General features: G+C 54.6%; 27 protein-coding genes. 11 read left to right on the top strand and 16 right to left on the bottom strand.

The features are described from left to right. The first annotated feature begins 177 nt into the window (after positions 1-177). The gene (locus WBY09_RS12375) at positions 178-1893 is read left to right on the top strand and encodes an alpha-amylase family glycosyl hydrolase (protein ID WP_336232844.1); all 1716 of its coding nucleotides are present in this window, start codon (positions 178-180) and stop codon (positions 1891-1893) included. Positions 1894-2063: 170 nt separating this feature from the next. Here the strand turns inward: WBY09_RS12375 and WBY09_RS12370 are convergent, their stop codons facing one another. Further along, positions 2064-2465 carry a VOC family protein gene (locus WBY09_RS12370; RefSeq protein ID WP_064782072.1) on the bottom strand — a complete coding sequence of 134 codons (402 nt, stop codon included), beginning with the start codon at positions 2463-2465 and terminating at the stop codon, positions 2064-2066. Positions 2466-2811: 346 nt separating this feature from the next. Here WBY09_RS12370 and WBY09_RS12365 point away from each other — a divergent pair, with 346 nt between their 5' ends. Together WBY09_RS12365 and WBY09_RS12360 are read left to right on the top strand one after the other, a co-directional pair. Then, positions 2812-3297, top strand: coding sequence for a hypothetical protein (locus tag WBY09_RS12365; protein WP_286791153.1), 486 nt, complete (start codon positions 2812-2814; stop codon positions 3295-3297). Between the two features lie 53 nt (positions 3298-3350). Next, positions 3351-3893 carry a PAS domain-containing protein gene (locus WBY09_RS12360; protein WP_287446942.1) on the top strand — a complete coding sequence of 181 codons (543 nt, stop codon included), beginning with the start codon at positions 3351-3353 and terminating at the stop codon, positions 3891-3893. Positions 3894-3912: 19 nt separating this feature from the next. Here the strand turns inward: WBY09_RS12360 and WBY09_RS12355 are convergent, their stop codons facing one another. Continuing rightward, a complete protein-coding gene (locus WBY09_RS12355) occupies positions 3913-5145 on the bottom strand; it encodes a hypothetical protein (RefSeq protein ID WP_063086879.1) in 1233 nt (410 codons plus the stop codon). Beyond that, a complete protein-coding gene (locus WBY09_RS12350) occupies positions 5138-5980 on the bottom strand; it encodes an HAD-IIB family hydrolase (protein WP_336232843.1) in 843 nt (280 codons plus the stop codon). Before WBY09_RS12350 ends, WBY09_RS12355 begins: the two co-directional genes overlap by 8 nt. 382 nt (positions 5981-6362) lie before the next feature. Between WBY09_RS12350 and pobA the strand changes: the two genes are divergently transcribed. From pobA to WBY09_RS12335, 3 genes are all read left to right on the top strand, one after another. Next, the gene (gene pobA / locus WBY09_RS12345) at positions 6363-7529 is read left to right on the top strand and encodes a 4-hydroxybenzoate 3-monooxygenase (protein WP_336232842.1); all 1167 of its coding nucleotides are present in this window, start codon (positions 6363-6365) and stop codon (positions 7527-7529) included. A 242-nt stretch (positions 7530-7771) separates the two neighbouring features. Further along, a complete protein-coding gene (locus WBY09_RS12340; RefSeq protein WP_286791156.1) occupies positions 7772-8065 on the top strand; it encodes a DUF883 family protein in 294 nt (97 codons plus the stop codon). Continuing rightward, positions 8062-8550, top strand: coding sequence for a hypothetical protein (locus WBY09_RS12335; protein WP_336232841.1), 489 nt, complete (start codon positions 8062-8064; stop codon positions 8548-8550). Before WBY09_RS12340 ends, WBY09_RS12335 begins: the two co-directional genes overlap by 4 nt. Before the next feature lie 46 nt (positions 8551-8596). Here WBY09_RS12335 and hpt read toward each other — a convergent pair whose 3' ends face one another. Then, entirely contained in the window at positions 8597-9133 is a 537-nt protein-coding gene (hpt, locus tag WBY09_RS12330) for a hypoxanthine phosphoribosyltransferase (protein ID WP_008891923.1), read from the bottom strand. Positions 9134-9316: 183 nt separating this feature from the next. After that, the gene (locus tag WBY09_RS12325) at positions 9317-10084 is read right to left on the bottom strand and encodes a glutathione S-transferase (protein WP_336232840.1); all 768 of its coding nucleotides are present in this window, start codon (positions 10082-10084) and stop codon (positions 9317-9319) included. A gap of 278 nt (positions 10085-10362) precedes the next feature. On the opposite strand from WBY09_RS12325, the gene WBY09_RS12320 reads away from it, so the two are divergent. Continuing rightward, positions 10363-10581 carry a DUF3126 family protein gene (locus WBY09_RS12320; RefSeq protein WP_008891916.1) on the top strand — a complete coding sequence of 73 codons (219 nt, stop codon included), beginning with the start codon at positions 10363-10365 and terminating at the stop codon, positions 10579-10581. 77 nt (positions 10582-10658) lie between these two features. Here WBY09_RS12320 and WBY09_RS12315 read toward each other — a convergent pair whose 3' ends face one another. Together WBY09_RS12315 and WBY09_RS12310 are read right to left on the bottom strand one after the other, a co-directional pair. After that, positions 10659-10889, bottom strand: a complete 231-nt coding sequence (locus WBY09_RS12315; protein WP_008891915.1) for a thioredoxin family protein — start codon at positions 10887-10889, stop codon at positions 10659-10661. Positions 10890-10905: 16 nt separating this feature from the next. Then, a complete protein-coding gene (locus WBY09_RS12310) occupies positions 10906-12234 on the bottom strand; it encodes a permease (protein WP_336232839.1) in 1329 nt (442 codons plus the stop codon). A 403-nt stretch (positions 12235-12637) separates the two neighbouring features. On the opposite strand from WBY09_RS12310, the gene fdhA reads away from it, so the two are divergent. Both fdhA and WBY09_RS12300 read left to right on the top strand, forming a co-directional pair. Beyond that, complete coding sequence (fdhA, locus tag WBY09_RS12305; RefSeq protein ID WP_008891913.1) at positions 12638-13834, top strand: formaldehyde dehydrogenase, glutathione-independent; 1197 nt, start codon at positions 12638-12640, stop codon at positions 13832-13834. 157 nt (positions 13835-13991) lie between these two features. After that, on the top strand, positions 13992-14651 hold the full coding sequence (locus WBY09_RS12300) for a hypothetical protein (protein ID WP_336232838.1): 660 nt from the start codon (positions 13992-13994) through the stop codon (positions 14649-14651). 78 nt (positions 14652-14729) lie between these two features. Here the strand turns inward: WBY09_RS12300 and WBY09_RS12295 are convergent, their stop codons facing one another. From WBY09_RS12295 to WBY09_RS12280, 4 genes are all read right to left on the bottom strand, one after another. After that, complete coding sequence (locus WBY09_RS12295; RefSeq protein ID WP_336232837.1) at positions 14730-15539, bottom strand: siderophore-interacting protein; 810 nt, start codon at positions 15537-15539, stop codon at positions 14730-14732. Next, positions 15536-16033: a MarR family winged helix-turn-helix transcriptional regulator gene (locus WBY09_RS12290; protein WP_336232836.1), complete on the bottom strand. Its 498-nt coding sequence runs from the start codon at positions 16031-16033 to the stop codon at positions 15536-15538. Before WBY09_RS12290 ends, WBY09_RS12295 begins: the two co-directional genes overlap by 4 nt. Before the next feature lie 16 nt (positions 16034-16049). Continuing rightward, positions 16050-17471 (bottom strand): MFS transporter, encoded by a 1422-nt coding sequence (locus WBY09_RS12285; RefSeq protein ID WP_336232835.1) that lies wholly within the window; start codon positions 17469-17471, stop codon positions 16050-16052. A 320-nt stretch (positions 17472-17791) separates the two neighbouring features. Continuing rightward, the gene (locus WBY09_RS12280; RefSeq protein WP_336232834.1) at positions 17792-18463 is read right to left on the bottom strand and encodes a class I SAM-dependent DNA methyltransferase; all 672 of its coding nucleotides are present in this window, start codon (positions 18461-18463) and stop codon (positions 17792-17794) included. Positions 18464-18802: 339 nt separating this feature from the next. Here WBY09_RS12280 and WBY09_RS12275 point away from each other — a divergent pair, with 339 nt between their 5' ends. Then, positions 18803-19723, top strand: coding sequence for a Shedu anti-phage system protein SduA domain-containing protein (locus WBY09_RS12275; RefSeq protein ID WP_336233063.1), 921 nt, complete (start codon positions 18803-18805; stop codon positions 19721-19723). A gap of 20 nt (positions 19724-19743) precedes the next feature. On the opposite strand, the gene WBY09_RS12270 is transcribed toward WBY09_RS12275, so the two are convergent. Then, positions 19744-20961: a TIGR03862 family flavoprotein gene (locus WBY09_RS12270; RefSeq protein WP_336232833.1), complete on the bottom strand. Its 1218-nt coding sequence runs from the start codon at positions 20959-20961 to the stop codon at positions 19744-19746. Positions 20962-21138: 177 nt separating this feature from the next. Between WBY09_RS12270 and WBY09_RS12265 the strand changes: the two genes are divergently transcribed. Then, positions 21139-21630, top strand: a complete 492-nt coding sequence (locus tag WBY09_RS12265) for a GNAT family N-acetyltransferase (protein ID WP_336232832.1) — start codon at positions 21139-21141, stop codon at positions 21628-21630. Positions 21631-21640: 10 nt separating this feature from the next. Here WBY09_RS12265 and WBY09_RS12260 read toward each other — a convergent pair whose 3' ends face one another. The 4 genes from WBY09_RS12260 to WBY09_RS12245 all read right to left on the bottom strand — a co-directional run bounded on the left by WBY09_RS12260 (position 21641) and on the right by WBY09_RS12245 (position 25707). Further along, on the bottom strand, positions 21641-22585 hold the full coding sequence (locus WBY09_RS12260; protein ID WP_336232831.1) for a helix-turn-helix domain-containing protein: 945 nt from the start codon (positions 22583-22585) through the stop codon (positions 21641-21643). A 125-nt stretch (positions 22586-22710) separates the two neighbouring features. Further along, positions 22711-24102, bottom strand: a complete 1392-nt coding sequence (locus WBY09_RS12255; protein ID WP_063086895.1) for a TRAP transporter large permease — start codon at positions 24100-24102, stop codon at positions 22711-22713. Further along, positions 24095-24592, bottom strand: coding sequence for a TRAP transporter small permease (locus WBY09_RS12250; protein ID WP_336232830.1), 498 nt, complete (start codon positions 24590-24592; stop codon positions 24095-24097). Before WBY09_RS12250 ends, WBY09_RS12255 begins: the two co-directional genes overlap by 8 nt. 83 nt (positions 24593-24675) lie before the next feature. Then, the gene (locus tag WBY09_RS12245; RefSeq protein WP_063086897.1) at positions 24676-25707 is read right to left on the bottom strand and encodes a TRAP transporter substrate-binding protein; all 1032 of its coding nucleotides are present in this window, start codon (positions 25705-25707) and stop codon (positions 24676-24678) included. Positions 25708-25809: the final 102 nt, after the last annotated feature.

Raw genomic sequence — 25809 nt, 5'->3', positions numbered from 1 at the left:
AATGCCTGCTTGCATCGCAGGCAATTTCATTATTTGATTGAGCTAATTATTTGAATTGCCTACCCGGAAGGAACCATTATGGATCGTGTCGTTGGAACATCGGGACGTATCGCGTTTGCAAGCGCGATGCGCAACCTCCTTGCGGATGTGTACCCTGGGCACGATCAAGCGGAATTGGTGCGTCGGGTTTTTGAAGTTCTTGGTCTGCCGATTGAGGGAGACGGGCCTGAACCCTGCGAGGAATATTTGCGCAAATGGGATCAGCGCGATGCGTTTTTGATCACCTATGGCGACAGCATCCAGCAGGACGGTAAAAAGGGGCTGCAAAGCCTTGGCGAATTTCATCGCAAATGGCTGAAAGACTGGCTGACGGGTATTCATATCCTGCCGTTCCATCCCTTCACATCCGATGACGGTTTTTCGGTCAGCGACTTTGACATGCTCCGCCCGGAACTGGGCGACTGGAGCGATGTCGAGGAACTGTCACAGCACGCAACCGTGATGGCCGATCTGGTGGCCAACCATATTTCGGCGTCTCACCCGTGGTATCAGCAGTTTCTGGCAGGCGAAAAGCCCGGTATTGATTACATCAAGACCGCAAATCTTGAAGATGACCTTTCCGATGTCGTCCGCCCGCGCAGTCATGCGTTGCTCAATCACGTGGTCACCAAGCAGGGTGAGAAGCAGGTCTGGTGTACCTTCAGCTATGACCAGGTTGATCTGGATTACGGTAATCCGGAAGTTTTCTTTGAGATGCTCAGGGTGGTTCTGAACTACCTCAAACACGGCGTGCGCGTGGTTCGTCTGGATGCCATCGGCTTTATCTGGAAGGAAGTCGGCACGACCTCGATCAACCTTGATCAGACCCATAAACTGATCAAGGCAATGCGTCTGGCATGTAATGCGGTGCATCCGGATGTGTTGTTCATTACCGAAACCAACCTGCCATTGCTTGAAAATCTGTCCTACTTTGGCAATCAGGACGAAGCGCACCTGATTTATAACTTTTCGCTGCCGCCGGTGATCATTCATGCGTTGCTCAGTGGGCGGAGCGATTTTATCCGCAAATGCATCATGGCAATGCCACCGGCCCCGGCGGGTTGTACCTTCTTTAATTTCACCGCCAGCCACGATGGCATCGGCCTGCGTCCGGCCGAGAACCTGATCCCGGATGAAGATATTGAAGGCCTGCGCGATCATGCGGTCAAGATGGGCGGGCAGGTCAGTTACCGTGCGCTCAAGGGTGGCGGGCAGAAACCTTATGAGCTTAATGTCACGTTGTTTAGCATGCTGGCACAAAACTTCGCTGGCGAGGCCACCATGGGGCTTGAGCGCTTTGTGATGAGCCAGGCGATCGCCATGTCGCTTGAAGGCATTCCGGCGATCTATATCCAGACCATTCTGGCAACTGAAAACGATCAGAAGGCTTATGAGGAAACCGGCATTCCAAGGCGTCTGAACCGGAAAATCTGGAAGCTTGATGATGCCGAGGAAACGCTGTCACGCGAAGGTGTGGCACGATCGGCCTTTGATCAGTTGCGCGCGCTGATGTCGATCCGTCAGGGGCAGCCGGCCTTCCACCCGAATGCCACGCAATATACCCTTAATCTTGGCTCGGAACTTCTGGGCGTCTGGCGGCAATCGCATCTTAATGAACAAAGCATTTTCTGCGTCTTTAACCTGACTGAAAAGCCCCAGGACCTTGATCTATCCAAGATCAACCTGATCATGACCGAAGGCTGGCAGGACCTGATTACGCAACAGGTCGTAGAAGACTATAACGGCGTGATGAAATTGGCGCCTTACCAGATCGTCTGGATCTCCAACATGGACGGCCGCAACCGCACCGAAAGCCGTCTTTTGCAGCGGTATCGGGATGCAATGCCGGTTTAGGGGCTTGCGTTCGAAATAGCGGAGAGGGCGGCGCCAAGTGGCGAAAATCTGGCGGTTTTTCGTGCCTCTTGTGGTGCTTCTTAGAATGGCGACTGAAAAATACGACCGAAAAATAAATCTGCCCCCTTTTTTTTCTACCTCAAACGGCGTTTTGGCACTCTCAGACAAATCTAAGGGGTTGACCTTCCATCATAGCATGCGAACGCCAGCTTGTTTCCATCTGGATCGCGCACGTACGCAACATAGAACTTGTCGCCATATCGTTCCGGGCGAAAGCCAGGGCGGCCTTCGTCTCGCCCGCCGCCTGCTATCGCTATTTCGTACAACGCGTCGACCGAGGTTGCTGTTGGCACTCGAAACGTAGTCATCGCGCCATTTCCAACGCTGGCGGGATTGCCGTCATACGGATGGCAGGAGAAAAATCGGGGTACAGTCTCATCATGCCGGTCGCCCCACGACACGACTTGCTCATCCTCGTAACAAGGCGATAGCCCCATCATCTCGAAAAGCGGATCGTAGAAAGCCTTGGCCCGATTGAGATCATTTGTACCGACCATTGTGTAGCCAATCACTTCATCCTCCTTTCTCTGCTCCCTACCGTAGGGCTCCCATCAGTGTGTTCAACAACCGTCGAAAAGATCATCATCAGAGTAAACACGAGATGAGCTTTATCCAAAAATAGCAGACATTCGTGCAACCCGCGGCATCGGTGTTTCTGGGCTAGAAGCCATCATTCGGCATCGTTTTTATTTGTGGTGCGTGGACTTTTCAAATTGCGGTTATTCCGTGCTCTATCGTACTACTTAAAATCATTAAACTATAACGTGTATTTGGTAGGCTGAAATGCGGTTGCGCACGGTTATTTGTTTCCTGTATGCGTGACGCCAAAGATGGAAGATCGAGGGGGCATGAAGCGCAATGGCTTATGCGCTGGAAGTTCGGATTCCGCACTTGCCCGATGATACGGATTACCGCGTTCGGGCATATGTGGAAATATGGTGGAATGCGGCCCGCAACGGGGAAGTTCCCGATCGTAAGCGTTTCAATGCAGATGTTTTGTCGCAATGGATCGATGACATCTGCATCTATGAATTCCTTCCCGAAAAACGCGACTTCGTGATCCGCATTGATGCACCCAATATCATTGCTGCCAGTGGCGAATGTTATCAGGGGTGCTCGCCGCGCCAGATTGATCTTGATTTCGGCACCACTGTGTATCCAACGCTTCTGGAAGTGATTGATACCGGAAAGCCCGCCTTTCATCGTGTCGGCCATGAACGCATGGTCTGGGAGGAATGGCTGCGCATAATGTTGCCGGTCCAGACCACCGACCGGGCAGGCAAGGTGATCAAGCAGGTCTTTGTCACCCATTTTCTCTATCGCGGGCAAAGCGAGCCGGATTAACGCCGCGCTTGTTTCGCATGGTGTCACGCCCCACGTGGATAAGGAAAGGGGCGATGGGTCCAATGCATGTCTCGATGCATGCATGCGATGGCAGTGTGACTGGGAATGTTATGGCAAAGCTTGGTGGTGAACGGGATAGGGAAATCCCGTTAACATATCTCGATGACGATGCGCCGCCTGCTGCGCAGGCTCTTCTGGATTTCTGGAACGCGCATGCGTCAGAGGGCAATCTTCCCACACGATCAGATTTCCAGCCTGATAACCTAATCCCTTGGATCGACGATATTTCTATCTATGAATATGTCCCGGAAAAGGATGACTTTCAGATACGGCTTGAAGGCGAAAACATTATCGCACTGACCGGTGAAAACTGGCGCGGTGCGTTTGCCCGCGAAGTCGATTGCCGCTTTTCAAGCGGACTGCATGCGGCGATGACCGCTGTACGAACTACGCTCCGACCACAGATCCATCATTTGCGAATTTTTCAAAGGGAATGGCAAAGCGGCATACGGTTGCTTTTGCCGGTTCTGCTGCAAAAACCGGGCAAGGAAGATATTATACAGATCTTCCTTGCGATTTTTCCGGTCGATGATTAGGCACGATCAATTGCGCGCGCTATGCCTTGCCAATATCCATGTCGTTGAGGTCATCTTCGACCGCAGCTGAAAGCTGTTCGAAGATGTCGCCCATGGCACTTTCGACACGCTGCCAGCTTGGGATGAACGGGCTTTCCAACGGGTTTTCAAGATAGTGCTGACCGGCACTGATGATCACTTCGGACAGGACTTCGACACAGTTTTCTTCCTCGTCACGATTGATCTTGAGCCCGTTAAACAGCGCATCGGCGCGGTATTGTTCAATCAGGTCCAGGGCAGCCCGGTAATAGGTTGCCTTGAGTGTTCTGAAGGTTTCCGGGGTAAAGACCGTGCCCTGGGTCGCCAGTTTACGGAACAGGGATTTGGCGATGTCACTTGCCATGCGTGACAGCCCGTCATCCTTTTGCGCCGGATCAAACTCACGGTGCTTGTGGTCATAGATATCGGCGATATCGACCTGGGCGAGACGATGGACCGTGTGATTGCGATACATCTCCGAGAGCATCGAAACTTCAAGACCCCAGTCGGATGCCACACGAAGGCCATAGGCCACATCGGTTCTGATCGCCATTTCGCCCGACAGCGCATAGCGGAAGCAATCAAGATAGTTGAGGAAATCGGTCTTGCCGACAACCTGCTTAAGCGCACGGATCAACGGTGTGACAAACAGGCGGCAAACGCGCCCTTTTAGCGTGCCATTGGCAACACGCGCGTAATAGCCCTTGGCAAAGGCAAAGTTGAAGGCCGGGTTGGCAATCGGATACATCAGCTTGGCGGGCAGATCGGGCGTATAGGTCGCAATATCACAATCATGGATGCCGATAACGGAACTGCGCCCGGATGCCAGCGTATAGCCAAGGCAATACCAGACGTTGCGACCCTTGCCCGGTTCATAGCGGGCCAGATTGTTTTCATCGAGACGATCGTGAACGCTGCGCAAGCGCGGCCCGTCATTCCACAGAATGCGGACATGTTGCGGCAGATCCTTGAAGAACTCACGCGCATGCAGGTATTGCTGCGCATCGGCGCGATCAAGCCCGACAACGATCTGGTCGATATAGGTTGCCTGTTTCAGCCCTTCGACAATTGTTGTCATCGCCGGTGTTTCCAATTCGGAATACAGGCAGGGCAGAATAAGGGTCTGACGCCGTTGGCGGGCAAAGGCGTTCATTTCATAGGCGAGTTCTTCCGGGTTTCGGTCAAGAATGCGATGAAGGGTTGTGATCGGGCCACCCTGATGGAAATCAGCCATGAAGTACCTCGCTGTTTTTATTGGTATTGATTATCTGATCCAGAATTTCGTTAACCGCTTCGTTCCATCCCGCCGGTCCCGGTTTGGGGGCAACGCGCAGGTTGGGATGGTCGAGCAACGGCATACTGCGTTTGCCATGCTTTGATGGGATTTGAACGGCATAATCTGCCTCGGCCAGCATGGGGATATCGTTCGGGGAATCTCCCAGCGCAATCGTCGTAAAGCGTTGCTGACGTTTGTTTCCAGGCGCATCTTCAAGCCAGGTGACGCTGAGGCGTTCAACCATGCGCCGCATGGCTTGTCCCTTGCTTGAGGGGCCGCACAAGGTGTGGAACCGTCCACCTTTCACCAGCGTCAAATCATGCTTTTCGGCGATCTTGCGGGCAAGTGCGATGTCCTTGGCGGCGGGCTGCCAGATCAGCGGGTCTGAGCAATGACGCTGCCCGGCGCGAATGGCGTCTTCAAGCGGCAAGCCGGTTTCTGTTGCGATGATTTCCGGGCTTACGGTGCGAAAGCTTTCGACCGGGACCGTGACGGCCGACTTGATTTCTTCGCGGGTGCGATCAACAGTTTCGCTGGCCGGGCCATATTGTTCGACATTGCCATTCAGCGCGATAACGCCGCCGTTCTCGCCGATCAATCCATCAAACAGACCGGATGTCTGATTGATATGTTCCAGTTCGGCGAGTGTTTTTGAAGATACCGCGATCAGGGGGATGGAAAGCTGCTTCAGCCGATCCAGTGCGGGGCGGGCATCCGTCCAGCTATAGGTGTCATGATCAAGCAATGTGCCGTCAAGATCTGTGAAAATGGCGATGGCGCGGCTTTGAGGCATCTTCCCGTTCTGTCGCGGTTTTAAGGGATTTTTGGCCATTGTGCAGGGCCGAAAGAAACAACTTAGCATAGTGCTGACAAAGGATCGACAGTTCACAGGATGAATTTTTCATCACGACGACAAATGCGATGAATTTTCCGGCACTATTACGCTTGTTTGAAGACATGGATCGGCCTTTGGCGGCAGGTCGTCCGTCTGACGGTTAGAACCAGATCACGCACAAGGTATAACCAAAACCCAATACATGTTCGATTTGTCCAATCATTATCCCGGTTTGTCCATTCTGTCCTTACAGTAACAAGCGTATTCTTTCCGCAATGGAACGGTTCTTGTTCCAATTCAAAAACAGAACCAAAAACCGTGATCTTGTGAGGAAATCGTCATGCATGTCCCTGTCGTTATCGTTGGTTCGGGCCCGGCTGGTCTGCTGCTGTCACATCTGCTGCATGTGCAGGGGATTGAGTCCATTATTCTGGAACGCAAAAGCCGCGACTATGTCGAAGGTCGCATTCGTGCAGGCGTTCTTGAAATGGGAACGGTCGATCTGATGAAGCGTGTGGGCGTTGATGCCCGCATGAACAAGGAAGGCATCATCCATGGCGGCATCTATATTAGTGTCAATGGCAAGCGCACCCATGTGAATATCGAAGAACTCACCGGTGGTTCGACCGTCATGGTGTATGGCCAGACAGAGGTCACCAAGGACCTGATTCAGGCGCGCCTTGATCACGGTGGCGAAATCATTTTTGAAGCCGAAGATGTCAGCCTGCATGATATCAATGGCGACACGCCAAGTGTTCGATATGTCAAAGATGGCAACGCGCTTGAACTGACATGCGACTATATCGCGGCCTGTGACGGTTTCCACGGCGTCGGTCGCAAGACCCTGCCGGGCGTCAAGGAGTTCGAAAAGGTCTATCCGTTCGGTTGGCTGGGCGTTTTGGCCCATGCAAAGCCGGTTGCCGAAGAACTGATTTACGCCAAACATGACCGCGGCTTTGCTTTGTGTTCGATGCGCTCGGACAAGGTTGTGCGTCACTATGTCCAGGTGCCGATTACGGACAAGATCGAAGACTGGTCAGATGATCGGTTCTGGAACGAGCTTCGCACCCGTCTTGGTGAAGAGGATGCCGAGCTGGTCAATGAAGGCGAAGTGTTCGAAAAAAGCATCGCGCCGCTGCGCAGTTTTGTGGCGGAGCCGATGCAACATGGCCGTCTGTTCCTTGCCGGTGATGCGGCCCATATCGTGCCGCCGACCGGTGCCAAGGGCCTTAACCTTGCGGCGAGTGACGTTCACTACCTGTCCGAAGCATTGATCGCAAAATACAAATCCAACCGCGAAGATCTGCTGGCAAGCTATTCCGATACGGCACTGGCCCGTGTCTGGAAGGCAGAGCGGTTCTCGTGGTGGATGACCTCCATGTTGCATACCTTTGATGACCAGAATGAATTTGATGGTCGCATTCGCAATGCAGAGCTTGAATATATCCTGTCGTCAAAAGCAGGTCTGAAAACCCTGTCGGAAAATTACGTCGGTTTGCCTTACTGATCGACGTAACGGGGATACCCACCCCCGACGGAGAAGTCCCGCTCTCCATTTCCGCCCAGAAGTCCGACAGGTCATGAAACGGTCCGCAACCCACGCGGACCGTTTCTTTTTGGCATCGCTTGCCGGTTTTTATTTATGGTCAAACCGTTATGCCCCGAAATCATCACAATTGGTTGGGGAACCTTATGCCATGTCCGCACGTTTCCTGTGTGTTGCTGTTTTCAAGACAATAGGAGAAAACCATGGCGACCAAGACCGAGACGACTGCTGATAATGCAAAATTGCAGGCGGATGTCGATGCCCTGCGCAGCGATCTGGCCGAAATCACCAAAACCCTGAAGACGATGGGTGGCCAGGCGGCAGAGACCAGAACGCAGGCGGCTGCGGAGCGCATTCGTGAAGTGACCGGTCAGGCGCGCGATCAGTTTGATCATGCACGCGGTGTGGCTGTGGATCAGGTTCGCGAGAACCCGCTGGCATCTGTAGCCGTGACCTTTGGTGTCGGCCTGCTTATCGGACGTCTGCTGCAGAAATGATTGATCAGCTGACCGACATACTTGTCGATCAGGCAAAGGCCGCGGTCCGAAAGGGCGCGGCTTTTGCCGCGATCGCAATTGTGATGTTGATCGGGGCAGGCTTCTTGCTGGCGGCCATCTATATGGCGATTGCCGCATCCTTTGGTGCGATTGCGGCTGCCATGGCGATTGGCGGCACGCTGGTGACACTGGGGCTGGTGGCCCTTGCCATCATGTTACAGCGTGATCCCGGCGATGCGGTTGATCCCGCAGCCGTGCATGACGATGCTGCGCGCCGGCAAAAAACAGAAGACGACATGCTGTTTGATCTTTTGGTGCATTCGGCCATGACCGGCTATGCCACTGGCCAGGGCAACAAACCGCGTATGCAATCCGGGTTTGATAAAATGGTCACCGACCTTGCTGCTCTTGGTATTTTCGATCCCCCGAAGGGACACATGGAAACCCAAGAGACGCACGACGATCTGAATACAAAAAAGGCGTGATAGCTGATCAAGCTGCCCGCCTTTTTTAATGCTGTTTTCGCCCGGCTTATTCGCCGTGGAAATGGACCGTGCCGATAAAGGGCAGGTTGCGGTTGTTCTGGGCATAATCGATGCCATACCCGACCACAAATTCGTCAGGGATATCAAAGCCGCAGAAATCAATCGGGATTTCAACTTCGCGGCGCGACGGCTTGTTCAAAAGCGTGCAGATTTCCAGACGGTTCGGATCGCGGGTTTTGAGAAGCCGAACCACTTCCGAGAGGGTGTAGCCGGTATCAATGATGTCTTCGACCAGCACGACATCCTTGCCTCGGATCTGACCATCAAGGTCCTTGACGATGCGCACATTGCGCGAACTTTCCGTGGAATCGCCATAGCTTGATGCGACCATGAAGTCGACTTCGACCGGTACGGTCAGTTTGCGTACCAGATCGGCGATGAAAACAAAGGAGCCGCGCAGCAGGCCGACAACTATCAGCTTTTCGGTATCCTTGAAGCTTTCATTGATCTCGGCGGCAAGCGCATCGATCTTGGTGGCAATCTCGTCCGCCGTTATCAGCGGCTTGACATCATAATCGGCCATAAATTCCGGTCCTGAAGCGTTATGGTGTGATGCTTCGCTTGCTAGCACAAGCCGGTCACGATGACCAGCCTGTGAATGGTAACAGAAGTATAATCCCGTAGCTCCGCGCACCGGAAATCGCGCAGCCCGCGAAGCCGTTTGATGTCATTAAACGCAGAAGTGTTTTGACGCTTTGCGCGGCGTTTAAGCCGCCTTGAAAATCACCGGCGTGTCGCCTTCGTGCCATTGGTCATATTTGGTCATGGCGCGTTCAAAAAGCTGGGAGGCCAGGAAATCATCAAGCCAGCGCTGCACATGAACGAACGGCATGGCGTCAAACGCCTCTTTGTCGGTATTGGCAAACTGGCGGATGAAGGGGGCGATGGCGAAATCGGCCAAGGCCGGGCGGGACCCAAACAGATATTTGCCAACCGCCAACCGGCCATCAAGGCGGTTAAGGATCTTTTCCGCATCCCGGCGATGTTCGAGCGGGTCTACGTCTTCATAGCGGTTGGGATATTTGTAACGATCAAGGTGATGCTTGAACGGGCCATCATTTTGCGAAATCAGGGCCAGCATGTCGTCAAGCGTGCCGCTTTCGGGTGTCAGCCATTCAAGCGGATCATTTTCCGCAAGCGCCCAGACCATGATTTCAAGGCTTTCATCGACCACTGTGCCATCGGGCAGGACCAGAACCGGGACGGTTGCCTTGGGCGATACATCGATCATGCTTTGCGGTTTGTCGCGCAGGACAACTTCACGCAGTTCGACATCAATTTCGGCGGCCAGCAACGCAATACGTGCCCGCATGGCATAGGGGCAGCGACGGAAACTGTAAAGGATGGGCCGGGATTGCGCAGCAGCGTCTGCTATGGCCTTCGCAGGGGGAAGGTCGGCGGTCTCGGTTCTGGCAGCTGCGGTGCCGGTGTCGGCATCGGTGTCGGCCTTGGGCATAACTTCGATTTCGGTCATATGTTTGGCTTAAACGGAGCCCGCGGGCAATGCAATAGACAATCGCGTGACAACCGGAATGCGCAAACATCCGGCTCCTTGACGCGTATGCTGCAAAAAATGGCCGGTTTTACGACTTTTTTGGCCCGATGGGCTTGATTTTACTGTCCGGTTTGTGAAAGGACAGTGCACCAGATTTAACAAAAGACTTTAGGATAGAGGGCAGACGCCAAAGTGCGTATGAGATATCCTGTAGTCTTGAAGACAAAAGCCGTTGGAAAGAACAAGGGGCAAGTCCTATGACACCGACAGAGATCGCACGCGTCGAAGATTATCTGCGTCGCACGTTTGATAACCCGAAAATCGCCATTGATGCGCCCAAAAAAAAAGGCCATCCGATTGAAATGCGTGTTGGCGACGAGTTCGTCGGTGTTGTCCATCGTGACGAGGATGAAGGCGAAGTCAGCTACTCGCTGAACCTTGTCATCCTTGAAGAAGATCTGCCGCCGGCACCCTGATCTCTGATCTGACTTGATCTGACTGATCGAATTTAAAACGCCCCGTCGCCAGTTTTGGCCGGGGCGTTTTGCGTTTGCTATGACAGCATCTGGCGAATTTCGTCCGGGGTGGCGACCTTGCCTTCGACCAGGATATCGTCATCGGCCATCAGGGCCGGGGTGCGCATGATGCCGGCATCAATGATCTTGTTGGTGTCGGTGACCTTTTCGATCTCGTAATCAAGATCAAGCGCCTGTGCGGCCGCTTCGGCGTTTTTCGCAAGCGCCTGGCACTTTGCGCAACCACTGCCATAAATGCTGAGTTTCATCTTTGATCTCCTGTGATCAGAATGATTGAATATTGCCGTAAACAAAGCCCGAAATCGTCGCCATGACGACGACCAGCGCGCAGTAAACCAGCGTTTTCTGCGTGCCAATCACGGTGCGAATAACCAGCATGTTGGGAAGCGACAAAGCAGGCCCGGCCAAAAGCAACGCCAAAGCCGGACCCTTGCCCATGCCTGCACCCATCAGGGCTTCGACAATCGGGATTTCCGTTAAGGTCGAAAAATACATGAACGCGCCCAGAACCGATGCCAGTGCGGTCGAAGTCAGGGAATTATCGCCAACAGCGGCCTGCACCCACTCATTCGGGATCAGGCCTTCATGGCCCGGTCGGCCCAGCAACAGACCCGCAATGAACACCCCCATCACCAGAAGCGGCAAAATCTGTTTGGTGAAATCCCAGCTTTGATCGACCCATTCACGGTCCTGATCGCGCGTCAGCGCAATCATCATCAGGCCGATCACGCCAATGGCAAAGGCCAGTTGCGGATATTGTGGAAAAATCACGGCAGCAAGGATGACGATTGCTGCAAGCCCCGCAACCTGTTTAACCGGCCAATTCCACTGCCAGATCAGAAGTCCGGCAAAGCCCGCCGCCAGAAGTGCGGTGGTGGTCCATTTAACATCATAAACCGCCATCCAGACCGGGCTGCCAGGGACGGATGCCCAGTTGGCAAAGACCAGAATGCCGACCATCAGACCAAAAAACGCAATGGTGATCGAAAGCGGTTTGCCATCATCGTCGCCGCCAAAGCCGCGTTTGGATTTCTGGGCGCGATCATGTTCCTCGTGACGATAGATCAGATGCATGATCAGGCCGATGACAAGGGCAAAGACAATCGCGCCAACCCCGCGTGCAAGGCCGATTTCAGCGCCCAGTACCTTGGCCGTGACGACAATCGCCATGATATTGATCGCAGGCCCGGAATACAGAAACGCAATCGCCGGACCAAGCCCGGCACCGCGTTTGTAAATCCCGCCAAACAACGGCAATACCGTGCAGGAACAGACCGCCAGCAACGTGCCCGAGACGGATGCCACACCAAGTGCGACCGGGCGCGATGCATCCGGTCCGAGATAGCGCATTACCGATCCCTGACTGATATAGACCGCCATCGCCCCGGCAATCACAAAGGCCGGAAGCAAACACAGGATGACATGTTCGCGGGCATACCAGTTGGTCAGATAGACGGCCTCAAGCACCGCATTGTCAAACCGCCCCGTTCCCGCAGGGATAAAATAGATCGCAAGGAAACCAAGCGAAATGGCGGCAAACAGCCGTCCTTCGCGGGGACTTTCACGATAAAGCGCGATCAGGCGATGAAGCATCGGACGGTCTCCATATGACCACGACGGGCGTTGTTGTTTTTAATCTATCCAGATTGGCCGACTATTACTTTGATACATCGCAACGTTGTGCACTGCCGCGACGCGGGGCAGGGCATCCCGCCATTTTCCGGATGGTCGCGCTGATCACAGATCGGCTTCGGAAACATTCGAAGGCCGATTTCAACCAATCGTCGCAAATCTTCTGAGCACAAGAGGAAGTTTAGGGGACGCAGCCCAGTTCGTTTGACAGTGGCTGGAACGCGGGCCTACCGTTTTGGTTGCACTGCGAATATCAAAAAACGCGCGGTGGGTTTGGTTCGGGCAGGGATGCGGCGCAAGATCGCATGGACCCGGACATCAACAACAATCCTGACAAACGATATCAGGGAAGAGGAAACAGAATATGAGCAGTCCATCAAATCGTGGCGTTGTATTCAAGGGTCCGGGAAAAGTCGCAATTGAAAACATCGCGTTTCCGGAATTGGCGCTGGGCAATCGCAAATGCCACCATGGCGTCATCCTGAAAGTTATCACCACCAATATCTGTGGCAGTGACCAGCACATGGTGCGTGGCCGCACAACCGCGCCCGAGGGGCTGGTTCTTGGTCATGAAATCACCGGCGTGATTGTCGAAACCGGCCGGGATGTCGAGTTTCTTAAGGTCGGTGATGTGTGTTCCGTGCCGTTCAACATTGCGTGCGGGCGTTGCCGCAATTGCAAATCCGGCCTGACGGGCATTTGCCTTAATGTAAACCCGGCGCGTCCGGGGGCGGCTTATGGCTATGTCGATATGGGCGGCTGGGTCGGCGGGCAGGCGGAATATGTCATGGTGCCTTATGCCGACTTCAACCTTTTGAAATTCCCCGATGCCGATCAGGCGATGGAGAAAATCCGCGATCTGACGCTTCTGTCTGACATCTTCCCGACCGGCTTCCATGGCTGTGTTACGGCGGGTGTTGGTCCGGGCAGCACGGTTTATATCGCCGGCGCCGGTCCGGTTGGTCTTGCGGCGGCTGCATCGGCACACCTTCTGGGGGCGGCCTGCGTGATTGTCGGCGATATGATCGATGATCGCCTTGCACAGGCACGCAGCTTTGGCTGTGAAACCATCGATCTTAAAAAAGACATGCCGATGGAAGACCAGCTTGAAGCGATCCTGAATGATCGCGAAGTGGATTGCTTTGTCGATTGTGTGGGCTTTGAGGCGCATGGCTGTGGCTGTAACCACAATCACGAAGCCCCGGCAACCGTTCTGAACTCTGCCATGCAGGTGACCCGTGCCGGTGGTTCGATCGGCATTCCGGGCTTGTACGTTACCGAGGATCCCGGGGCGGTCGATGATGCCGCCAAGGTGGGCGCACTTAGCATGCGGTTTGGCCTGGGCTGGGCAAAATCCCATTCCTTCCATACCGGTCAGTGCCCGGTGATGAAGTATCACCGCAACCTGATGCAGGCGATCCTGTTTGAAAAGATCGACATCGCCAAGGCGGTCAATGTGCAGATGATCAATCTGGATCAGGCACCAAAAGGCTATGCCGACTTTGACGGCGGGGCGGCGAAAAAATTCGTCATCGACCCGCATGGCAGTGTCGCTGCCTGACCCGGCAGCATCAAAACGCATCTTTGGCACCCCGGTCTTTTGGCCGGGGTGTTTTGCATCCCCCTGAAACAAAATCGCTGGTGGCACGTTGCGTGGATGGTGCCGGATCAAAGTTGAATTCGGCCCACCAAGTCGATTTTGATTTCAGGGGGACCCGATGGGTTCATGGATTGAACAACACGCGACCTTGCTTCAGGTTGGCGTCAGCATCGCAACATTGATGGTCTGGATTTTCTATGCGCAATTGCTGTTTCAAAGCTATCGCCGTGTCAGACGTCCGAAAATCGTCATCAACCAGATGCTTGGCAATTCGGACAAGGCGCGCTTTCTGATCAGCAATATGAGCCAGGAAGCCATTCATATCGACAAGGTGCTTGTCTGCATAGGCGATGAGACGCATCAGGTGTGTGAGCAGGTAACAGACAGCGATCCGGAAGTGGATTTCCAGACGGATCAGGGCAGCAAATCGGCCCACGCCGCCCGTCTTGAGGAACTTACGGTGCAAGGCCCGCTTGAATCCGGAAGATGCATCGAACTGGGCGCGCTGCAAAACCTGATGCGGCGGATCACACATCAGGCCCGCGCCAGCGACAAAGACACAGGTAATCATGCTGATAAAGCGGTGGGCGAAGGCAAGTGCCGCATCGAAATCATCGTCATTGCGGTCTATAGCTCGGAAAAGGGCGTGATTGGTGCCAGCCGGGCGTTTGTCTGTGACGAGGACGGGCAGCTGCACCCGGAAATGGTTCAGACAACCCAGCATGCCGGTTTTTTCGCGCGCCGACGTATGGCGCGTCTGCATGCGCAATATGCCTGATCAGCTCCATCAACACCCAAACGCAAACGGGCCCCGTAAAGGGGCCCGAAATGTTTGTTCGATTGTGGTGTGTTCTGATCAGGCCGCCGTCTTGGCATCCTCGGACTTGATGACCTTGTGGGTGTCTTCATTCATGCCAAGCTTCCAATAGCTTGAGATATAAAGATCATCCTTGCCAAGGCCGCGGTCCTCGCGGAAGTAGCTGCGCAATTCCCGCATCGAGGTAAATTCGCACGCTGCCCAGACCGAAAGCCGACCGTCTGCGTGCCAGGGGATGCGTTTGACCACATCACTCAGCACGGTGTTTTGTTCACCCGGACGCGGATTGATCACCCATTCGATTGTGATGTTGTCGGGCTTTTTCAAATCCTGCATGTCGGCCTCGGACCGAACTTCGATCACGGCATAGCCGCGCGCGTCACCCGGCAGGGTTTCCAGATTGACCGATACGGCGGGCAGGGCCGTCATATCGCCAACAATCAGAAACCAGTCGGCCGTCGGATCAACAAGCTTTTTCGGGCCGGGACCCCCGATGGTGATCACATCGCCGGGCTGGCAATTGACCGCCCAGTTCGAGGCCGGGCCGCCATGGTCATGATTGTCCGCGCCATGATCATCATCGCTATCATTACCGGCACCATGCATGACGAAATCGATATCAATCTCGCGGCCCTGATCGGTCACGCGGTCATGGCGCACGGTATAGGTCCGGCGCAAAACGCGGCCTTTTTCGTCGCCTTCAATCGGGAACATCAGTTTGACATAGGCACTTTCCTGATCGTCGGGAAAGTCCTTCATGCCGTCACCGCCAAGGGTGACACGCAGCATATTGGGGGTGACATATCCCTTTCTGATCACGGTCAGATCGCGTTGGGAGGGTTTACTCATTTCTTCACTCCTTGGTCCTCGGGGCGGTCGCCCGCAAAGTCCAGTTTCTTGCATTTGTGGGTTTCCAGATTGTCGGACATCAGATTGGCGATCTCGACAAAATCATGGATCTGTTGTGGCGTGAGGCCGCTGGTCATTCGGGATCTGACTTCTTTTTCAACAGCACGGAAGTCTTCCATTTTTGCGCTGCCGGCGGCCGTCAAATGCAGTGTTTGGCTCCGTCGATCTTCGGGGTGCGGGCGGCGTTCAATCAGCCCGTCATTTTCAAGTTCTTTCAAAAGCCGCGTGATCCGGCCTTTGTCCTGACCGGATTTTTCGGCCATTTGCTGGGCGGTGATACCGGGGATTTTGACAATCCATTTCATCACCCGCTTGTGCGAAATCGGCATTGGCATGCTTGCAGCCTGCATCGCATGCATCAGTCTGCGTTTATAGGCATGCACCAACCGATGCAGGGTTTCACCCGGAACGTGGACCTGATCTTCTTCGGTCATGGCAATTGTTTCTTCCTCACAGGCCAGCCGGGCTGGCAATCAAGCCGGAACGAAGGGCATGGCGGCGTCCTTCGCAAATGATGGCGGAAATAACGGCCGAGCCACTGGCGACGATCATGATGGTCGCAAGGTCAAAGTCCCCACCGGTGCCAATCAGAATGGCGGCAAGGGCCGCACCAACCGACTGCCCGGTCAGGCGTGCGGTCGACAATAACCCGCTTGCCCCGCCAGAGCGTTCGCGCGGCGCACTGGTCAGCATCAGGCGGTTATTGGGCGCCTGAAACAGACCAAATCCCGTGCCACACAGGGCAAGGGCGGCAATGATCGGCACCAAGCCACCGGCCTCGGCCGCCAGCGTCGTGCCATACAGCCCGATGGCAAAGACCGCCATGCCAATCCCGGTCAGACGGATCGGCGAAAACCTGTCGGCCAACCGCCCGGCAATCGGGGCAATGATCGCGGTCGCCACCGGCCATGGCGTCATCAAAAGACCGGTCATGGTGGCACTTTGTCCCAACACATCGTGGAAATAGAACGGCAGGGTGACGAACGCAATCATCTGCGCACAAAAACCGGTGACAGAGGACCCGATAGAGCAGGCAAAGACCGGAATTTTCAACAGATCAAGCGGCAGCATCGGGCGCGTGCGTGACAGTTGGCGATGCACCAGAAAGACACCCGCAACAAACGATACGGCAAACTGGGCACCAATCAGGATCGGGTTGCTTTCAATGCCCATATTGCCAAGCGCCGCGACAAGCCCGCCAAAGGTCAGCACATTCAAAAACGCACTGATGAAATCAAACCGTGCTCGGCTTGGCGTATTGAACGGCAGACTGAAATAGCCAATCACGACCGCCAGAACCGACATCGGCAGATTGATCAAGAACAGCCAGTGCCAGCTGGCTACTGCCATGATGGCGGAGGCAATGCTGGGCCCGGCGGCGGCAGAAACCGACACCGTCATCGCGATCCAGCCAATCGCCTGGCCGAGTTTCGCATGCGGGAAGACATGGCGCATGATGGCGGCATTGATGCTCATGATCGCAGCAGCCCCAAGGCCCTGCAACACACGCGCTGCGGTCAGAAGCTCGATCGTCGGGGCCATCGCACACAGGGCCGATGCCACCCCGAACAGGGCAACACCACTCAGATAAACCTTGCGAAATCCGATCGCCTCGCCAAGGGCTGCAAACGGCAACAGGGCCACCACGATGGCCAACTGATATGCCGTGATCACCCAGATCGCGTGTGCCGGTGTTGCGCCCTGATCATGGGCAATGGCGGGCAGGGCGACATTCATGATCGTGCCATCAAGCACCGCCATCATGATCGTGATCAAAAGCGCCAGGGCAGCATAAATGCGCCGTGGTCCCGGCAACCCATCGGGATGCACTTCGGGGGATATCTTGAGACGTTGGATATGAGGGATCGGCATGGGGCGGTCTCTTTATCAAATGGTGTGCGCGAAGGGGCAGACAGGCCAAAGAACAATGCGGCGAATGCACGACGTAACAACAAAGTCGGGTTTGGGGCGATGGGCCGACATCCAAATTGGATGGGGGCCGGTGGTGTCGCAGCAATCAGAAATTGGGGCGTCTGATCTGTGCGGTGGGTAATCTTAAGTGGTTGACTATATCAACTATATGAAAGTGGTTGATCATGTCAACTATATTTTTGCGAATGGATCGCAAATAAGGGGCCGGTCGTTAAAGTCTGTCGATGGAAATGTCGGGTAGGGCTTTGAAAAGACGAAGACTATCGGACGCGATAGACGTCATAGAAAATGCGTTTTTCTGCACCGAAATCTTCGTGATTGGGCAGATAGGGCATCGGATCGGAATGCGAAACCAGATCCCATTTGCGTGCCCGCGTCGTGGCATCAAGCGCACGAATAAAATCGCCGACATATAAATCACACCGCTGGGTGAAGCTGATGATCCCGCCCGGCTTGACCACGCGGCAGAACTCGGCAAACAGCTTTTTGATCTCACGCACATAGGTCAGCGTGCCAATGCACTGAACCGCGCCAAAGCCGTTATCGCCAAAGGCCAGCGGCTTGTTCATATCGCGCACCTTAAGATGGCGGTAAACGCCTTTTGCCTCTGCCGCCTGCAGGGATTCCAGCGATAAATCAATGCCCGTGATGTCGCGATAGCCTGCCTTGGAAAGCTCAAGCCCGGTCAAGCCCGTCCCGCATCCGGCATCGAGAATAGGCGCATCAACCGCAACATCCTGCTCAACCATGATCGCAGCTGCCCGGACCGGCGCCTCATAACCCATCTTGGGCAAATCCCGATCATAGCTTTCCGCCCATTGATCGTAATAGGCGGCAAGCATCTTGGGATCGGCATCCGTCATCTTTGTCAGATCAGATGCGCTGTCAGAAATATCCTCAGAATTGGCTGTGCCATCGCTGGCATCCATCATGGTTTACCTCACTTTTTTCGTTATTGGATTTTTTAGTTTGGAGGTGGGTATTAAGCCACATTCACGAAATGCATGCAAATGGCTGGTCGTTCGAGAGATGTAGTATCTTTTTTGACTACTTAAGATAGCATGACTGTCGCAGCGTTGGATGCGCCCTAGAACTTTGTGGCGTTTCAGAGAAATCTTCTAATGCTTCACGGCGTTTTCTGAGAATGAGGTTTGACAGTGACTTTTGCTAGTGAGTTTAGGCAACGATTAAATCAGTGCGCGGTAGAGCAGACAGAGGAGAATCTCAGTTATCTTACATCACTGGTTCGAGAAGAGGATGAAAGCTTGGCAGTGACGCCAGCGATGGCATGTCTTTTATTTTGGGGGCAGCGGGGAGTGGACCAGATTCGTCAAGTTTGTTTAGAGACACCAAGGATAAAGGTTATTAGTCCTGCGATCTCCTTGCTGCTCGGCATTTCGATGAATGTTGAATTATCAAAGCTGACGCTGTTCATCTACGACGAAGATCTTTTGGCAAAGTTAGAGAAATCGGTGGTTTCAAGTAACCTTGCCGAATATTGCGAGGACTGCCTGTCTGAAATTATTCTGAACCTTGAAGACGAAGATATCATTTTCGCCCTCGGAACGCTGATGCACCGTGTCGGTATGATGGAGCCATCTATATTCCAAGTGTTTATGAATGGCTTGAGTGCTCGATGGTTGGGGTTTGGAGCTAGAGCTATCTCAGAGTACGAAGGTTTACTCAGAGAAGAGCGAGACAACGAACCAGCTTTTCATTCTTTTTTTGAAAATCATCCTACTTTTTTGGACCCGCTTGCTATCGAAGTATGGAGTAAGCCGGATTTCCACGGCTTTCTGGAGCCCGATTTTGTTGTAAGGAGAGGGGATGATTCGTATTTGGTCATTGAGATCGAAAAACCGTCTAAGATGCTTATTACGCAAAGTGGCCAGATTTCGGCAGCCGCTACTCAAGCAGAAAAACAGGTTCTCGATTACAAGAGGTTTATCACCCAACGCTTACAGGAAATGAATAATCACTTTCCTAATATCGATGAGCCGGATTGCTTGGTTGTAATAGGTATGGAAAGTAGTCTGTCTGCTAGCCAGAAAGAGAGTTTGAGGTTGGTTAACCTCTCAAATGTGAAGTTGAAAATAGTTGGTTTTGACCATTTGATGCAAAGAGCAAAAACCTTGATAAAAAATGTTACGCGCCACAAAAGCGACGTACATGTTCGACATCGAGTTTACTGACATTCCATGTGCATTTGTCGCTAAATAAGGCACCCACTCAACAAATACCCACCTGTAGGCGCCTCCCAATCCACCATCTCGCCAAGGCAATAGGTGCCGGGGCGGTTGATGAGTTGGAAATTGTCATCGAGTTCTTCCCATGCGACACCGCCTGCGGTGCTGATGGCCTCGTCCAATGGGCGGGGCTTTTTGATTTGGAGTTTCAGGTTTTTGATGGTGGTGGCGAGGGCTGCCGGGTCGTTCAGGGTGTCGCGCGGGGTGACTTCGAAAATCAGCGCTGTTTTGGTGGCATCAAGGCCGAGTGTTTTGCGCAAATGGTTGCCCAGCGAATTTTTGCCGCGCGGTTTGCTTAGGCGCGTTGTGACGTCTTCAAGCGTGCGGTCGGGGCAGAGGTCGAGTGTGAGGGTGCCAACCCCGGTTTCAAGCCATTGATCGCGGAGCGTTGCCGAGATGGCATAGACCGCGCTGCCTTCGATGCCGGTTTTGGAAATCACGAACTCGCCGCGCACGGTTTGGTCGCCACAGGTCAGCGTTACAGCCTTGACCGGGGAGCCTGCGCATTTGTCTATCAGATGGTCGGTCCAGTCGAGTTCAAAGCCGCAATTGGCCGGTTTGAACGGGTTGCACTTGATCCCGGCGTTAAGCAGGATTTCCATCCATTTGCCGTCTGATCCCAATCGTTTCCAACTGCCGCCGCCAAGGGCCAAAATAGTGATGTCGGCGGTGGCGGTAACTTCGCCATCGGGCGTTTTGAAAACTGCCTGATCAGCGTCGTTCCAGCCGGTCCAGTAATGACGGTACTGGATGGTGCAGCCCAGATCATCAAGTCGCCTAAGCCAAGCGCGCAAAAGCGGGCTTGCCTTCATCGCGGTCGGGAACACCCGGCCAGAGGAGCCGACAAAGGTTTCAACACCCAGCCCCGCGCACCATGCGCGGATTTGATCCGGGCCAAATTTGCGCAAATGCGGTTCAAGCCGTGCGCGTGATGTGCCATAGCGGGTCAGGAAGGTTTCAAGATCTTCGCTGTGCGTGATGTTAAGCCCCGACTTCCCGGCCATCAGGAACTTGCGGCCCGCACTTGGCATGCCTTCATAGATCGTGACCGCGTAGCCATCACCCGCAAGCCGTTCGGCCGCCATCAGGCCCGCCGGACCCGCACCGATCACCATGGCGGTTTTGCCATGCGGGGCAGGGCGGGCGGGCAGCGCATTCGGCGCATTCGGTGTTGGGCTTGGCATGTGCGGCCTTTGGTGCGGGTTGATATCGGCTGGTTTTAGCGGCTTTGGGGCCTGTTGGCAATTTGTCCGGCGTCAGATGAGATGTTGTGGGCGGGTTCGTGATGCTTGACCGCACAGAGCTCGCTGTTTACCACTGCCATCTTGTAACGCCACCACCAGCCCATCAGGACCACAGCCATGATTACCGGAACCTGGCAAACGCCAACGGATGAAGAACTTCTGCGCATTCGCGAGATGATGGAAGATGCGCAGTTTTATGACGCGATTGCGCGTGTGCCCGATGATGCCCTGAGCGCGGCACTGGCGGGATCAAAGGACACGGCACTTTGGGTGTTTCGCGTTGATCAGAAGGCGGTTGCCTATGTCTATATGACCGAGATGGCAACAAGCCTGCCCAAGGTCGATGAGTTTGGCGTGTTTGAACGCGGGCAGGGCTTTGGCAAGGCGGCGTTATCAAGCCTTGCTGCCAAAATTGCGCAAACGCCGGACTATGAAAAGCTGTGGCTGAATGTTGTCGATGGCAATGACAACGCGCTTAATCTGTATCGCAAGGTCGGGTTTGGCGAGGAAAAGTTCATTGCCAAGGGCTGGAAAACCCGGTCCGGCCGGGTGGTGGATCAGGTCCGCATGTGGCTGACGCTTGATACGTTGCGAGGCCAGGCTTCCTGAGGCTCGGACCCTATCGATTATCGGTGCGAAAGCGGGCCGGGGATACCCCGGCCTTTTTGGTGAAGAAGCGCGAAAAATATCCGGCATCGCGAAAGCCCAGACTATCTCCGATCTGTTGAATGGCGATGTCGGTATAAATCAGGGTCCGCTTGGCTTCCAGCATCAGGCGGTTTTGCACCACCTCGCTTGCGGTCATGCCATAGATGTCCTTGGCGATGCGGTTAAGCTGGGTGGTGGTGACGCCAATTTCGCGGGCATAGAAATCAAGCGATTTGTGTTGCTTATAGAACGTTTCGACCAGCGTCTGAAACTTGCGGAATTTTTCGGCCTTTTGTTCCTGGCGCGACAGGCGGGCCGAATGATCCTGTGGCACGGTGCGCCCGATGCCAAGCAACAGCAATCCCAGAATATGACGAAGCGCAAACAGCCGCCCGGTATTGTGGCTGTAATATTCCGTGACCAGTTGCGATATCAGGAAATCGGTTGGACTGTTGACATCGCCAGAGGATGACCGCGTATCAACGCAGATCGCCTGATCAAGCCGCGCGAGGAGTTTTGGCGCGGGGGCAAGGATTTCCTGCAGGTGATAATCGGTCAGTGAAATCACCCAGCCATCAATATCATCACTGAACTTAAAGCCATGTACGGTGCCGGGTGGGACCGTAATCAGCTGGCCTGCCTGCATGGTCAAATGTTGATCATCAAAGCTGATCTCGGCCGTGCCATGGGTAATGTAAAGCAGCTGAAACAGGTTGGTATGGCGGTGCGGTTTGATGTGCAGGTCATGCAGGCGCGATCGTTCCGGGATGCTTTCGAGGTGAAAGAATTCCGGTTCGGTGACCGGTTGCGGATCGGATGCCGGGACAGTGTCCAGATCATAGCCATCACGTGCGCGGGGGCGGGTTACCGCATCGCGTTCGCCGTAAAGCTTATAGATCGGGATGGTGTTGCGCATGGATGCCTTGATCTTGGGTCGCCGGATAGGAGATTGGTTGGCGTCAGTTTAGCGTGTTTTGGGACCGACCAAAAGAAAAGCCCGCCAAGATGACGGGCGGGCTTTTCCGAGTTCAGTTAGCGTCGCTAATTGCCAAGCAGTGTTGGCACAAACAACGTTAATATCGGCGCAAAGATCAGAAGCAGAATACGAATGATCTCTGCGCCAAAGAACGGCATCACACCGCGGAAGGTCTGGCTCATCGGGACACCCTTGGCGAGTGCGTTAATGATGAAGACATTCAGCCCGACGGGGGGCGTAATCAGCCCCAATTCCACGACAATGAGTGCGAGGATCCCGAACCAGATCTTCAGATCCTCGGTCCCCATGCCATAGGCCGCGGTTGCCGCCGTCGCCCAGTCGCCGCCATTGATATCAACAAGGGCCGGCCAGAAGAACGGGATGACCACGACAATCATCGACAGGCTTTCCATGAAGCAGCCCAGAAGGATCAGGGCAAGCAACATCAACACCATCACAAGCCACGGATCAAAGCCACTGGTGGCGGCGGCCTCTGCCATATAGGCCGGAAGGTTGGCACGGCTAAAGAAGCCCTTGAGGATTTCTGCACCGAGCAGGATGAAGAAAATCATCGAGGATGTGATGGCGGTGTCTTTAAGCGACTGGCGCAAACCTTTCCAGGTCAGTCCGCCTTTGCCGCGAATGCGCATATAGACGCCATACACCAGAATGGCGAACACGCCCACGCCCGCCGCCGGTGTCGGGGTAAATAGACCGGCACCGAGCCCCAGAATGATCGATCCAAAGATCACCATCACCGGGATCAGGCGCAGCAACGCTTCTTTGCGCTCAGCGGCTGGCATCGGTTCCGGTTTCGGGGCCAGTGACGGGTTCAGGCGTACCTGAATGGCAATCACCGCCATAAAGAACAGAACCGCAATCAGGCCCGGAATGATGGCGGCCTGAAACATCTGAATGATCGATGCTTCGACCGTGACCGCGTAAATCACAAGGGCGACTGACGGCGGGATCAGAATGCCAAGCGTACCGCCCGCTGCCAGCGTACCGGTGGCAAGGCGCGGGGAGTATTTCAGGCGGTCAAGTTCGGGCAGGGCGACCTTGCCCATGGTCGATGCGGTGGCAAGCGATGATCCACACACCGCGCCAAAACCGGCACACGCCCCGATGGCCGCCATGGCGACACCACCCCGGAAACGGCCAAGGATGGCGTTTACGCCCTGAAACAGATCGCGCGACAGGTTGGCCTGACTTGCAAGATAGCCCATCAGAACAAACAGCGGCACGACCGACAGTTCGTAGTTCGACACAATCCCGTACAGCAGGGATTTGAACTGCTGCAGATAGGGATCAAAGCGCAGGAACGGGAAAAACAGGCTGAGCACATAGTTGCCGCCGATGCCGACACCGACCATGGCAAGGCCTACGGGCACGCGCAGTGCCAGGATGACAAAGAGAAGGGCAAGGCCTCCAAGGCCGATCAATTCACGTTCAGACATCGGCCTCTCTCTCGAAAATCTGGTTTCCGGCAATTGCCGCCCACAGGAACATCGCAATGATGCCCGGGACATAGAACGGCCAGATCGGCCAGCCCAAAATTGCCGAAAGGGTATTGTCGCTGCGCACTTCAATCAGGCCATTGACCATCATATACCCCAGGAACAGGGCGAGTGCAGTCATCAGAACGGACGACAGGGTATCGACCATCCGCGCAAACCAGTCGGGAAACATCTTGATGAAAACATCCACCGCGACATGGCCGCGATGTGCCTGACAGTAGGGGAAAAACATCAACGCCGCCGAACTGACGATCATGCTGACAAAGTCCTCATAGCCGATGATGGCCGGGACATTGGCATCAAACAGCCGGGCGATCTTGTCGAGACCAAAGGCGGTCACGTTTACGATCGTAACAATCGAGATCAGCAGGGCAAGCATGCCACCGGCAATAGCAAGCCACGAAGCGGCCTTGTAGAGCACGTTTTTCATATCTCTAACATTCTTGCGGGAACAGAGGGTCACGTATCGCCATGATACGTGACCCCACAAGATTTACCAGCAACGTCGGGATGTTACTTGGTGTGGCTCTGAACAGCGGCCTTGGCATCTTCGACAAGTTTCGCGCCATCGATGCCGTTGGATTTGGCTTCTTCGATCCAGCGATCAACGACCGATGCGGACGCATCGTCAAAGGTTGCCTTTTCGGCAGCGGTGATCTGAACGACCTGGCCTTTGCCTTCGTTGACCATGCGCTTGCCGACTTCTTCAACGCCGTTAAACACGTCACCGATTTCAGCGGCAAAATCACGGCCGGAGTTACGGTCGATGATTTCTTTCAGGTCATCGGGCAGGCTCTCGTACCGGTCCTTGTTCATCGCAAACAGGAAGGTCGAGGTGCCAAAGCGTGAATTTACGCCTTCGCCTTCAACAGAATAGGAAATCAGTTCAGCCAGTTTCAGCGGCGGAACAACTTCGAACGGCACCAGGCCGCCATCAACCACGCCAAGTGACATGGCCTGCGGCAGGGCCGGAACCGGCATGCCAACGGGCTCGGCACCCCAGGATTCAATCACCCAGGAACCGGTACGGGTCGGGGTGCGCAGCTTCAGACCCTTGACGTCATCAACCGTGCGGACTTCCTTGCTGGTCAGATGGATTGCCTGACCGGCATGCACGTGAACGGCAAGCGGGTGAATATCGGTAAGGTCTTCGGCATATTCATCACGAAGATCCCACATCGCAAGGTTGGTTGCGCGTGCATCGCCAAGGTGAACACCCGGAAGTTCAAACACTTCAAGGCGCGGGAAGACGCCCGGGGTATAACCCGGAAGAGTCCAGACGATGTCGGCCACGCCGTCGCGGACCTGACGATACAGTTCCGGCGGATTGCCGCCCAGCGACATGGACGGGAAGATTTCAAACTTGATACGGCCGTTTGATTCTTCTTCGATTTTCTTGGCCCACGGTTCGATCATTTTCGACTGGGCCGGTGCTTTCGGACCCAGGAAATGGTGGACGGTCAGGGTGACTTCCTGTGCGTGTGCGCCGAACGACACCATCGTCGCGACAGCTGCACCGGCAAGCAATTTGGTGATCTGTTTCATTCTCTTCCTCCTTTGAACGTCTTGTCGCGTTCATTGCGCTGACAAACGTTCAGCCACGATGCGCATCTAGCGTGCGAAGTTTTCCAAGAGTTCTTTTTGTTA

Source organism: Thalassospira sp. CH_XMU1458, assembly GCF_037027205.1.
Lineage (GTDB): Bacteria > Pseudomonadota > Alphaproteobacteria > Rhodospirillales > Thalassospiraceae > Thalassospira > Thalassospira tepidiphila.
The sequence above is the reverse complement of the archived record's forward strand: the minus strand, read 5'-3'. Positions and strand labels throughout refer to the sequence as shown.